Source organism: Vogesella lacus, assembly GCF_979366295.1.
This window is the reverse complement of record NZ_CEETQT010000004.1, coordinates 57,573-69,171: the sequence shown is the minus strand read 5'-3', so window position 1 is coordinate 69,171 and position 11,599 is coordinate 57,573. Positions and strand designations below refer to the sequence as shown.

Genomic DNA, 11,599 nt, shown 5'->3' with positions numbered 1-11,599 from the left:
AAAAGCCGTTTTTTGTTGCGCCATTGTTAGCCAGCCCGCCATAAATATTGGCAAATTGCGCCAGCCGTTAAGGAATGTTGCCCGCGGCTGCAAAGCCGCTCTGGCTGTGCCAAGATGGATTCATGCAATGGCAGTGCGTAGCTGCCAGCGGGACGTGTCCCATTGCGTGTTTCTCCTCCTCTCTGTGTTGATGCCACCTTCGGGTGGCAATTTTTTTGCCCGGATTCCCCGTCCGCAGCCCACATTACCGCCACGCGGCTGCCGCATCAGCGCCAATGAAAAAAGCCAGATGACCTCGCCCCCGCGGTCATCTGGCCTTGCCACCTTGCTCTTGAACCTTGTCTGTACCCGACAGGATCATGCTGGCTTGACTGTCTTCTTGTGCATGGCTTTCTTGTGGGCCACCACTTTCTTGTGATGCTGTGCCTTGGCAGGCATTTTCTTGGTCACGGCAGGTTTGGTGGTCGTTGCCGGGGTGGCGTCAGCGGCGAAGGCAGAAACAGAACCCAGGCCGATAGTGGTAGCCAGCAACAGTGCGGTCAGCTTTTTCATGATGTGCTCCTCGGGATTTACCAGTGTTTGGTACGACCCTTGCCGTACCTGACGATTGCAGAATAGGCCTGCCGCCATGCCTTGTGTGTAAGGGTCTGTATGCACATGTAACGGCGTGTAACGCCATCAAGACCAGCCAGTCAGCCGCACGATCGACGCCGCATTCGCGCCAGAACACGCACTTGCCTCAGGCGCGCTTGTCCGGGTCCATGCCCAGCCGGATAGCCAGATTTCGCCATGCATCCAGCTTTTCCTGATAATGCATGGGCGTCAGCTCAGGATGTGCCCGCAATCGTTCCAGCTCTTCGATGATGGCGATGCGATAGCTGGACATCTGCGTCGATGGCCTATCCTCGCGCGGCACCAGCCGTGGCAGATCACCATCGAGATTCAAACCATAGATACCCAAGATCAAGCCAGACTCCGCACTGCTGCGGACTTCCCATGGCAACTTGCCCATGGCCTCACCCCACGCCGCCAGAAACTCGGGCGGCGCATCCTGTGGCGGGACGCTCCAGGTGTTGCTGATGCCGATCTCGAGATTGCGATCGCCATCCAGATCGACAGCATAGCCGTGCGGCAATAACAGATTGCGAGCACCTTCCTCGCTCAAAGCCTCCGGACGAATTTCATCTGCCAGATATTTATTGCGCTGCAGTATCGCCAGCTGCGCTTTGTCCAGCGTTTGCAGGTACGCCCGGGCGTCTTGCTGCGCATTCTTGCTGTATGCCGTGGCCAGCAGACTGGCAAATTGCAGCTGCTGCGCCACGGTGTCGCCATTTTGCCTGCTGTGTTGCACGGCAATCTGGCCCATCGCCTCCTGCGCCGCCTTCGCGCTATCCGGTTCGGCCTGCATTTTCTGGACAAACTGCTGGTAAAAACTGTCGGCAGGCCGCGCGCGGTAAAGCAGCAAACCGGCAGCGATGGTTGATGACTCGATATGCATGATGACACCCTCGCAGACACAGGAGTGCCCAACCAAGCATATGCCATGCCAATACAAATCCTGGCTGCAGCACCTGCGCTTGCCGGATGATGTTAAAGTGTCGGCCACTTCTTTTACGCCATATTCATCCATAAATCACAAATAATGAGCAACAATCCACTTATGTCGCAACTGTGGGACACGCCTTACGCGCTGCCGCCCTTCGCCGCCATCCTGCCCGAGCACTACGAGCCGGCCTTTGATGTGCTGCTGCCTGCCCATCTGGCCGAGATCGACGCCATTGCGGCCAACCCCGAGGCGCCCACTTTTGCCAACACCGTGGCGGCTTTTGCCGACAGCGGCGCGCTGCTGAACCGTGCCAGCCGCGTCTTTGGCAATCTGATCGGCTCGCTGGGCAGCCCCGAGTTGCAGGCGCTGGAGCGCAAGTTCGCGCCAAGGTTGGCCGCACACCACAGCGCCACCCATATGCACGCCGGCATGTTTGCGCGTATCGACGCCCTCTACCGCGACCGTGACGGCCTGAATCTGGATGAAGAAGACAGCCGCCTGCTGACGCGCATCCACCAGCGTTTTGTGCGCGCCGGTGCCACGCTGGATGGCGAGGCGCGCAGCCGTTACGCCGCCATCGTGTCGCGTCTGGCCACGCTGTATACCGAATTCGGCCAGAACCTGCTGGCGGATGAAAACGACTACACCCTGCCACTGGCCGCCGACCAGCTGGACGGCCTGCCCGCCTATGTGCTGGATGCCGCCGCTGCCGCTGCCAAGGCACGCAGCCAGACTGGCCATGTGATTACGCTGGCGCGCGGCCTGGTGATCGGCTTTCTGACCTTCTCCACCCGTCGTGATCTGCGCGAAACCCTGTGGCAAGCCTGGGTTGGCCGCGGCGAAAACCCGCAGCGCGACAACCGTCCGCTAGCCGCCGAAATCCTCGCCCTGCGGCAGGAACAGGCGCAGCTGCTGGGCTTTGCCAATTACGCCGACTACGCGCTGGACGACCGCATGGCCGGTACGCCCGCCGCCGTGCATGCGCTGATGGAGCAGGTGTGGGAGCCGGCCAAGGCCAGCTTCGCGCGCGAAAAAACCCAGCTGCAAGCCGAAGCCGCGCGACTGGGCCTGCCGGCCGACATTCAGCCGTGGGACTGGTACTTCCTCGCCGAAAAAGTGCGCGTCAGCCAGTACGCGCTGGACGATGCCGAGATCAAGCCCTACTTCAGCCTCGACAATATGATCGCCGCGATGTTTGACGTCGCCGGTCGCCTGTTTGGCCTGAGCTTCACCGAGCGCACCGATATCGCGCTGTATCACCCCGATGTGCGGCTGTGGGAAGCGCGCCGTGCTGGCGAAGTGATCGGCCTGTTTATCGGCGACAACTTTGCGCGTCAGGGCAAGCGCGGCGGTGCATGGATGAGTGTTTTCCGCCTGCAAAGCCGCAGCGACGGCCAGCGCGTGCTGCCTATCGTGATCAACAACAACAACTTCACCCAGGCCGCAAGCGGCGCGACGCTGCTGAGCTTTAACGACGTGCGCACCCTGTTCCACGAATTCGGCCACGGCCTGCACGGCCTGTTGTCCGACGTGCGTCATAGCGCGCAAGCCTGCACGCAAGTGCCGCGCGACTATGTCGAGCTGCCGTCACAGCTCATGGAAAACTGGGCGATGGTGCCGGACATCCTCGCCAAACATGCGCGTCATACCGACACCGGCGCGCCGATTCCGGCCGAACTGGTGGCCAAGATTCAGGCTGCCAGCACCTTCAATCAGGGTTTCGACACCGTGCGTTACAGCGCCTCGACCCTGATCGACATGGCACTGCATCAGGCCGACGCCAGCGCCGGCATCGACATCGCCGCGTTTGAAGCGGCCGAATGCGCGCGCCTTGGCGTGCCGTTCGAAGCCGGCATGAATCACCGCCCTGCCCACTTCCGCCACATCTTCGGCAGCGACGGCTACGCCGCCGGTTACTACGTGTATATGTGGGCCGAAGTGCTGGAAGCCGAAGCCTTTGCGGCATTCGAAGAAAGCGGTGATGTGTTCAACCCCGAGCTGGCCGCCCGCCTGCACGAACAGATCTACAGCGCCGGCAACGCCCGCGAGCAGAAGGCCGCCTTCCGCACCTTCCGCGGCCGCGACCCGCAAGCACAAGCCATGCTGGGCAAACGCGGATTGCTGTAAGTCTTGCGGTAAATGAGGAAGGTTGGCCGCAAGTGCTGTCGGGTTTGCGGCCAACCCTTGCCACTGTGCCAAACACCGTTCATCACCTGCGAGCTTGACGCCAAATGACCCTCTTTCAAATCGGCAAGTTTGAAGTTTCGATTTCCATTTACAACATTATCAGTGCGTTCGTGATGCTGCTGCTATTGAAAGGAAATGAAATGTTTTCTTACTTCACAGGCGAACGCGCCAGCCTGGATATTGATTTTGTTTTCTACGCGTTTCTTGCGATGTTGATTTTGTCTTTGCGGGTAAAAGACACTTCAAGACTGCCCGGGAAGGGTGATTAGCACAGCGCCATCGTCATCTGCCAAGGTTGGCCGCAACTATCCGGCAAGACTGTGCGGCAAATGCCCTCACCGGTTTGCGGCCAACCGTCAGTCAGGCTGGCTGCCTTCAATTTCAGCCCTCACTATCCAATGATGTAAAGTGTCAGCACAGAGCCGGGCGTAACCGGCCACTTACAACAAGGGAGAGAGACGTGGCTATCACGCTGAAAAACGTGCGCTATTTCGTGGCGGTTGCCGAGGCGGAGTCGATATCGGGAGCGGTGCAGGATCTCAATGTGTCGCAGTCAGTGGTCACCGAGGCGATACGGGCGCTGGAGACCGAGCTGGGCACCACGCTGTTCCAGCGCCACGCCCGCGGCATGATTCTCACCCATGCCGGCTACCAGTTCTTGCGCCATGCGCACCAGATTCTGGCCTCGGTGCGCAATGCGCGCGAGGCGATGCGCGCGCGGCCTGATACGGTCAGCGGCCAGCTCAATATCGGCGTCACCAGCCTGGTGTGCGGCTACTTCCTGCCCTATCTGCTCGACCGTTTCCGCAATACCTTTCCGCGTGTCGAGGTGCGCGTGGTGGAAGACCAGCGCGAGTACATCGAGCATCTGCTGGTCAATGGCGAGCTGGATGTCGGGGTGCTGATCGTCTCCAATCTGGCCAACCGTCAGGCGCTGGAGGCCGAAACACTGCTGGAATCGGCCTACCGGTTGTGGCTGCCGGTGAATCACCCGCTGCTGGAGCTGGGCAGCATCGCGGTGGGCGAGATGGCGCAGCAGCCGCTGGTCACGCTGAAGCTGGACGAGCTCGAAGACGTGGCCACCGCGCTGTGGCGCAGCCAGGGCTTGCGGCCAACCATGGCGGTGCGCACCAGCTCGGTAGAGGGCTTGCGCAGCCTGGTGGCGACCGGTGCCGGCCTCGCGGTGATGCCGGACTTGCTGTACCGGCCGTGGTCGCTGGATGGCGACCGGCTGGAGGTACGCCAGCTGATGGAAAAAACCCCTTCATTGCAAGTCGGGCTGGCATGGCGTCGCGGTGCCAAAGTCGCGGAAACCGCACAAAACTTCCTGACCGTCGCCCGCGAATACACGCGCAATCACAACTAAAGCCCGCCGCCGAGCTTTCGGAATTTCAGATATTGCTGTTATTGCCATCTGAAATTCCGTTTGATCAAATCCTTGCAGACAGTTTGCTGGCACCAAGGCAGTGAAATGCTGCAGTGCATTGCCGACGGCGTGCGGCTTGGCGGTGCACAGTGCTGCAGTATGCGGTTTTTCCGATAGACCGTATTGGGCAAGCTGCCTTGGTCGGGTGAAAACCCGCTTCCTAGAATGCAGCACATCCCAAGAGCGCATGGTGATTTGCGCCGATCTGCCAAGGAGAACCGAGATGAAGCATCGCCTGCACGCCCTTGCCTGGGCCGCTGTCTGTAGCAGTCTGGTCGCCAGCCCCGTCTTTGCCGCCCCGCCCACCAGCCTGGGCAAGCCGGAAGGCAAACTCAATATCATCGCCTGGCCCGGCTATATCGAGCGCGGGGACACCGACAAGAATTACGACTGGGTCAGCGAGTTTGAAAAGAACACCGGCTGCATGGTCAATGTGAAAACGGCCGCCACCTCGGACGAGATGGTGTCGCTGATGAATTCGCCCAATTACGATCTGGTGACCGCCTCTGGCGATGCCAGCTTGCGGCTGATTTATGGCAAGAAGGTGCAGGAGATCAACCCTAAACTGATCCCGAGCTGGAACACGCTGGATCCGCGCGTGAAAAACGGCAGCTGGTTCAATGTGGCCGGCAAGGTCTACGGCACACCCTACCAGTGGGGTGCCAATTTCCTGATGTACAACACCCAGGTGTTCCCGAGCGCGCCGACCAGCTGGTCGGTGGTGTTCGAGCCGGGCAAGCTGCCGAATGGCCAGGCCAACAAGGGCAAGGTGCAGGCCTATGATGGCGCGATCTACATCGCCGATGCCGCGCTGTACCTGATGAACAAGAATCCGGCGCTGGGCATCAAGGACCCGTACGAGCTGAACGAAGCCCAGTACGCCGAAGTGCTGAAGCTGCTGCGCCAGCAAAAGCAGCTGACCCACCGTTACTGGCACGACGTGACCGTGCAGATGAATGACTTCAAGAAAGAAGGCGTCGCCGTCTCCAGCGCCTGGGGTTACACCATCAACACGCTGCAGACCGAGAAATTCCCGGTCGCCGGCACCATCCCGAAAGAAGGCGCCACCGGCTGGGCCGACACCACCATGCTGCATGCCCAGGCCAAGAACACGGTGTGCGCCTACAAGTGGATGGAGTGGTCGCTGAACAAGAAGCTGCAATCCGGCCTCGCCGAGTGGTTCGGCTCGAACCCGGTGGTTGCCGATGCCTGCAAGACCAAGGCACCGGGCGGCAGCAACTTCTGTCAGGACAACGGTTTTGACCGTTTCAACCAGATCCGTTTCTGGAAGACGCCAATCGCCAGCTGCGCCTCGCAAGGTACTTGCGTGCCTTACAGCCGCTGGACCAGCGACTACATCGCCATCATGGGTGGCCGCTGAGTCAGCCCCTGTTTCACGTGAAGCAATGCTGCCGTCGGCCTTATGCGGCTGACGGCAGCCAGTCAAACCGTGCGCCAACACGGCGCAGCGGGAGCCCCACATGTCTATTGCCGTCCAGTTTCAGCATGTCAGCCGCCACTATGATCAGGTGCGCGCCGTTGACGATATCCACCTCGAGATTGCCGAGGGCGAGTTTTTCTCGATGCTGGGGCCGTCCGGCTCCGGCAAGACCACCAGCCTGCGGCTGATTGCCGGCTTCGAGCAGCCCAGCACCGGCTCCATCCGCATCTTCGGGCAAGAGGCCGCCGGCCTGCCGCCCAATCTGCGCGCAGTAAATACCGTGTTCCAGGATTACGCGCTGTTTCCGCACATGAGTGTGCTAGACAACGTCGCCTACGGCCTGATGCTCAAGGGCGTGGCCAAGGCCGAACGCTATCGCCGCGCCGAAGAAATGCTGGAATTGGTGAAGCTCGGCCAGTATGGCCAGCGCAAGCCGGCGGCGCTGTCCGGCGGCCAACGTCAGCGCGTGGCGCTGGCACGGGCGCTGATCCTGCAGCCCCGCGTACTGCTGCTGGACGAGCCGCTGGGCGCGCTCGACCTCAAGTTGCGCGAGCAGATGCAAACCGAGCTCAAGGCGCTGCAGCGCCGGCTGGGCATCACCTTTATCTATGTAACGCACGATCAGGGCGAGGCGATGTCGATGTCCGACCGCGTGGCCGTATTCAACAAGGGCCGCATCGAGCAGATTGCCGCGCCGCAAGTGCTGTACCAGCAGCCGGCGACAGCCTTTGTTGCCGATTTCGTCGGTGCGGCCAACGTGTTCGAGGGCGAGTTGGCCGCGATGCTGACGCCGGGTGGCAAGGCTTTCGCGGTACGGCCGGAACGCATTCGCCCGGCCACGCCTTACGATCAGGACGTGGTGCTGCTGGCCGGCAAACTGCTGGACATCCAGTATCTGGGGGCCAGCAGCCGCTACGAAGTCGAGGTCGGCAGCAAGGTCATCAGCATGGTGTTGCCCAACGACAGCCACGCCCAGGCTCAGCCCGAAGTTATCGGCAGCATGCTGACACTGGCCTGGCCGCGTCAGGCGATGTTGCCGCTGGCCGGTTGAGGAGGATGCCATGATGTCTGCTTCGCTTCCTGTCGCCGCCACGCCGCCTGCCGGTATCGCCGGTCTGTGGCAGCGGCTGGGTATCGCACTGTACCGCCGCCCCGGCCTGCAGCTGGTCTTGCTGCTGGGCTTGCCGCTGTTATGGTTTCTGGTGGTGTATTTCGGCTCGCTGGCCACCTTGCTGCTGCAAAGCTTTTTCACCTTCGACGACTTCACCATGTCGGTGAGCAGCGATCTGACGCTGGCTAACTACCGTCTGCTGTTGCAGCCGGCCAATTACGATGTGGTGCTGCGCACGCTGAGCATGGCCACGGCGGTGACCTTGGCCGCAGCAGTGCTGGCCTTCCCGCTGGCTTATTACATGGTGCGCTATGCGCGTGGCTGGCAGAAGGGCTTTTTCTACGTGGCGGTGATGCTGCCGATGTGGGCGAGCTACATCGTCAAGGTCTATGCCTGGACCGTGCTGCTGGCCAAGGATGGCATCGTCTACTGGGCTTACCAGCACCTGGGGCTGGGTGGCGTGGTGGAATGGCTGATGACATTACCGCTGGTCGGCGGTAACTCGCTGGCCACCTCGCATCTGGGGCGCTTCACGGTGTTCACCTATATCTGGCTGCCCTTCATGATCCTGCCTATCCAGGCGGCGCTGGAACGGGTACCGGCCAATCTGCTGCAGGCCAGCAGCGATCTGGGTGCCAGCGGCGCGCAGACCTTCCGCCATGTGATTCTGCCGCTGGCGTTTCCGGGGGTGGTGGCCGGTTCGATCTTCACCTTCTCGCTGACGCTGGGCGATTACATCATTCCGCAGATCATCGGCCCGTCCGGCCTGTTTATCGGCTCGATGGTGTACACCATGCAGGGCGCGATCGGCAATATGCCACTGGCCGCGGCCTTTACTGTGGTGCCGGTGGTGATTATCGCGCTGTACCTGACCGGCGCACGCAAACTGGGAGCCTTCGATGCACTCTGATCAAGACCGCGCGCCGTGGTGGCTGCGCCTGCTCGCCTTCGGTGGCATCGGTTTTCTGTTCCTGCCGATTGCCGTGATCATGCTGTACGCCTTCAATGCCGAAAGCGCCGGCTACAGCTTTCCACCCAAGGGCTTCACGCTGGCGTGGTTTGCCGCCGCCTTTGCCCGCGACGACGTGATGCAGGCCATCTTCCTGTCGCTGCAACTGGCGGCCTTTGCCACCGTGCTGGCACTGGGGCTAGGGACGTTGGCCGCAGCTGCCATGTACCGCCACGACTTTCCGGGCAAGGACAGCATCACCGTGATGCTGATCCTGCCGATTGCCCTGCCCGGCATCATCACCGGCATCGCACTGCTGTCGGCGTTCCGGCTGGCCGATATTCCGTCCGGCTTCTGGACCATCGCCATCGGCCACGCCACCTTCTGTGTGGTGGTGATCTACAACAATGTGATCGCACGCTTTCGCCGCCTGAGCTACAGCCTGATCGAGGCCTCGCAGGATCTGGGCGCCACCCCGTGGCAGACCTTCCGCCATGTGGTGCTGCCGCAGATTGCCACCGCGCTGCTGGCGGGCGGCATGCTGGCCTTCGCCCTGAGTTTTGACGAAATCATCGTCACCACCTTTACCGCCGGCAGCGAAATCACCCTGCCGATCTGGATGCTGAACCAGCTGGCCCGCCCGCGTGATGTGCCCATTACCAATGTGGTGGCGCTGAGCGTGATGCTGATTACCACCCTGCCGATACTGGCAGCCTATTACCTGACCCGCGGCACGGAAGAGATCGCCGGCAGCGGCAAATGAACGAGAGCGCTATGGAAAAGACACTGCAAACCCGCATGCTGATTAACGGCGAATTCGTCGATGGCCAGGGCGAACCGGAACGCATCATCAACCCGGCCACCGGCGAAACCATCATCCAGATTGCCGAAGCCAGTACCGAACAGGTACAGGCCGCGGTAGCCGCCGCCCAGGCCGCGTTCGGCAGCTGGGCACGCACCACGCCACGCGAGCGCAGCGAAAAACTGCTGGCACTGGCCGAGGCCATCGAGGCACGCGGGCCGGAGTTTGCGCGGCTGGAATCGCTGAATTGCGGCAAACCTTATCACTTGGCGCTGGCCGACGAGATTCCGGCGGTGGTGGATGTGTTCCGCTTCTTTGCCGGCGCGGTGCGTGCGCAGACCGGCACGCTGGCCGGCGAATACCTGCCCGGCCACACCAGCCTGATCCGCCGCGACCCGCTGGGCGTGGTGGCGTCGATTGCACCGTGGAACTACCCGCTGATGATGGCGGCGTGGAAGATGGCGCCGGCCTTGGCCGCCGGCAATACCGTGGTGCTCAAGCCGTCCGAACAGACCCCGCTGTCGACGCTGAAGCTGGCCGAGCTGGCCGCCGCCATCCTGCCGCCAGGCGTCTTCAACCTGGTACTGGGCCGTGGCGAAACCGTCGGCAGCCCGCTGATTTCGCAGCCGGAAGTGCGCATGATCTCCATCACCGGTGACGTCTCCACCGGCCAGCGCGTGCTGGAAACCGCCTCGCGCTCGCTCAAGCGCACCCATCTGGAGCTGGGCGGCAAGGCACCAGTGATCATCTTTGACGATGCCGATATCGCCGCCGCGGTCGAAGGCATCCGCACCTTCGGCTATTACAACGCCGGCCAGGACTGCACCGCCGCCTGTCGCATCTATGTGCAGAAAGGCGTGTACGAGCGCTTTGTCGCCGATCTGGCCAGCGCGGTGTCCACCATCAAGGTTGGCCACCAGCATCTGGACGGCGTGGAAATGGGCCCGCTGATTTCCGAACGCCAGCGCAGCCGCGTCGCCAGCTTTGTCGAGCGTGCCGAGCAGCAGCCGCATATCGAGGTGGTAACCGGCGGCGCGATGGGCAGCGGTGCCGGCTTCTTCTACCAGCCCACGGTGATTGCCGGCGCGCGCCAGGACGACGAGATCGTACGGCGCGAGGTGTTTGGTCCGGTGGTATCGGTGACGCCGTTCGACGACACCGATCAGGTGATCGGCTGGGCCAACGATTCCGACTACGGCCTCGCCAGCTCGGTGTGGACGCGCGACGTTGGCCGCGCCATGCAGCTGTCGGCCGAGCTGCAATACGGCTGCACCTGGGTGAATACCCACTTCATGCTGGTCAGCGAGATGCCGCACGGCGGCATGAAGCGCTCCGGCTACGGCAAGGATATGTCGGCTTATGCGCTGGAAGACTACAGCTGCGTGCGCCACGTGATGATCAAGCAGTAAGCCGGGCAAGGTTGGCCGCACGCCGCGGCCACAACAACGAGGAGACGATATGCGTAGCAAACACAAGCGCTGGTGGGCCACTGCACTGCTGTGCGGCAGCCTCAGTCTGCCGGCCCACGCCGGTGCCGCCCTGGACGCGGTCAAGGCGTATATGGATGGCTGGAACGCGCACGACGCCAATCAGGCCGCCATGGCGATGGACCCGGATGTCGAGTACTACGACGTGACGGTGGGCGAATCGCAATACGGTGTGGTGGTGGCGCGTGACAATGTGATCCGCTTCTTCCTCAACAGCTTCCCTGACCTGAAATGGGAGATGCAGGGCGAGCCGGTGGAAAAAGGCGAGCAGATCGCGTTCCGCTGGCGCTTTTCCGGCACCAATACCGGGCCGAATATTGACGCTACCATCGACGGCGGCAAACCGACCGGCAAGGCCATCAGCTTTGACGGCGTCAGCCTGATGCAGGTAAAAAGCGGCAAGATCGTCTATCAGGGCGATTTTTACGACGCGCTATCGCTCAACAAACAGCTGGGCAATGTCCGCTAAACCCCTTCACGGCAGCAAGGGTGTTGGCCACTCCACGGAGTGGCCTTTTTTATCACCAGCCGGCGGCCGCCACCGGCGACGGGCAATGGAATTTGCAGGCTGACGACACCCTGCCCCATGAATGCGTCATCGCGGTATCACCTGATCTCGCTGGGTGTTACAGTTATCCATCGGCGCTCAG

11 protein-coding genes are annotated in these 11,599 nt (G+C 61.7%); 9 read left to right on the top strand and 2 right to left on the bottom strand.

What is annotated here, in order from left to right:
* Positions 1-357 precede the first annotated feature (357 nt).
* Complete coding sequence (locus tag ACZ9W6_RS06100) at positions 358-552, bottom strand: hypothetical protein (protein ID WP_465190201.1); 195 nt, start codon at positions 550-552, stop codon at positions 358-360.
* A gap of 187 nt (positions 553-739) precedes the next feature.
* The gene (locus ACZ9W6_RS06095; RefSeq protein ID WP_465190200.1) at positions 740-1,498 is read right to left on the bottom strand and encodes a hypothetical protein; all 759 of its coding nucleotides are present in this window, start codon (positions 1,496-1,498) and stop codon (positions 740-742) included.
* 162 nt (positions 1,499-1,660) lie between these two features.
* On the opposite strand from ACZ9W6_RS06095, the gene ACZ9W6_RS06090 reads away from it, so the two are divergent.
* The 9 genes from ACZ9W6_RS06090 (at position 1,661) to ACZ9W6_RS06050 (ending at position 11,418) form a co-directional block, all read left to right on the top strand.
* Complete coding sequence (locus ACZ9W6_RS06090) at positions 1,661-3,673, top strand: M3 family metallopeptidase (protein WP_465190199.1); 2,013 nt, start codon at positions 1,661-1,663, stop codon at positions 3,671-3,673.
* A gap of 104 nt (positions 3,674-3,777) precedes the next feature.
* Entirely contained in the window at positions 3,778-4,002 is a 225-nt protein-coding gene (locus tag ACZ9W6_RS06085) for a hypothetical protein (protein ID WP_465190198.1), read from the top strand.
* Positions 4,003-4,193: 191 nt separating this feature from the next.
* Entirely contained in the window at positions 4,194-5,099 is a 906-nt protein-coding gene (locus ACZ9W6_RS06080) for a LysR family transcriptional regulator (protein WP_465190197.1), read from the top strand.
* 283 nt (positions 5,100-5,382) lie between these two features.
* Positions 5,383-6,540 (top strand): ABC transporter substrate-binding protein, encoded by a 1,158-nt coding sequence (locus ACZ9W6_RS06075; RefSeq protein ID WP_465190196.1) that lies wholly within the window; start codon positions 5,383-5,385, stop codon positions 6,538-6,540.
* 100 nt (positions 6,541-6,640) lie between these two features.
* Entirely contained in the window at positions 6,641-7,651 is a 1,011-nt protein-coding gene (locus ACZ9W6_RS06070; RefSeq protein WP_465190195.1) for an ABC transporter ATP-binding protein, read from the top strand.
* A gap of 10 nt (positions 7,652-7,661) precedes the next feature.
* On the top strand, positions 7,662-8,621 hold the full coding sequence (locus ACZ9W6_RS06065) for an ABC transporter permease (RefSeq protein WP_465190194.1): 960 nt from the start codon (positions 7,662-7,664) through the stop codon (positions 8,619-8,621).
* Complete coding sequence (locus tag ACZ9W6_RS06060) at positions 8,611-9,423, top strand: ABC transporter permease (RefSeq protein WP_465190193.1); 813 nt, start codon at positions 8,611-8,613, stop codon at positions 9,421-9,423. Before ACZ9W6_RS06065 ends, ACZ9W6_RS06060 begins: the two co-directional genes overlap by 11 nt.
* A gap of 11 nt (positions 9,424-9,434) precedes the next feature.
* On the top strand, positions 9,435-10,871 hold the full coding sequence (locus ACZ9W6_RS06055; RefSeq protein WP_465190192.1) for a gamma-aminobutyraldehyde dehydrogenase: 1,437 nt from the start codon (positions 9,435-9,437) through the stop codon (positions 10,869-10,871).
* 49 nt (positions 10,872-10,920) lie between these two features.
* Positions 10,921-11,418, top strand: coding sequence for an ester cyclase (locus ACZ9W6_RS06050; RefSeq protein WP_465190191.1), 498 nt, complete (start codon positions 10,921-10,923; stop codon positions 11,416-11,418).
* Positions 11,419-11,599: the final 181 nt, after the last annotated feature.

What these genes read in the sequence shown, in the direction of transcription:
- ACZ9W6_RS06050 (WP_465190191.1), top strand. Translation starts at nt 10,921, where the DNA reads ATGCGTAGCAAACACAAGCGCTGGTGGGCCACTGCACTGCTGTGCGGC.
- ACZ9W6_RS06055 (WP_465190192.1), top strand. Translation starts at nt 9,435, where the DNA reads ATGGAAAAGACACTGCAAACCCGCATGCTGATTAACGGCGAATTCGTC.
- ACZ9W6_RS06095 (WP_465190200.1), bottom strand. Translation starts at nt 1,498, where the DNA reads ATGCATATCGAGTCATCAACCATCGCTGCCGGTTTGCTGCTTTACCGC.
- ACZ9W6_RS06060 (WP_465190193.1), top strand. Translation starts at nt 8,611, where the DNA reads ATGCACTCTGATCAAGACCGCGCGCCGTGGTGGCTGCGCCTGCTCGCC.
- ACZ9W6_RS06085 (WP_465190198.1), top strand. Translation starts at nt 3,778, where the DNA reads ATGACCCTCTTTCAAATCGGCAAGTTTGAAGTTTCGATTTCCATTTAC.
- ACZ9W6_RS06075 (WP_465190196.1), top strand. Translation starts at nt 5,383, where the DNA reads ATGAAGCATCGCCTGCACGCCCTTGCCTGGGCCGCTGTCTGTAGCAGT.
- ACZ9W6_RS06070 (WP_465190195.1), top strand. Translation starts at nt 6,641, where the DNA reads ATGTCTATTGCCGTCCAGTTTCAGCATGTCAGCCGCCACTATGATCAG.
- ACZ9W6_RS06065 (WP_465190194.1), top strand. Translation starts at nt 7,662, where the DNA reads ATGATGTCTGCTTCGCTTCCTGTCGCCGCCACGCCGCCTGCCGGTATC.
- ACZ9W6_RS06100 (WP_465190201.1), bottom strand. Translation starts at nt 552, where the DNA reads ATGAAAAAGCTGACCGCACTGTTGCTGGCTACCACTATCGGCCTGGGT.
- ACZ9W6_RS06090 (WP_465190199.1), top strand. Translation starts at nt 1,661, where the DNA reads ATGTCGCAACTGTGGGACACGCCTTACGCGCTGCCGCCCTTCGCCGCC.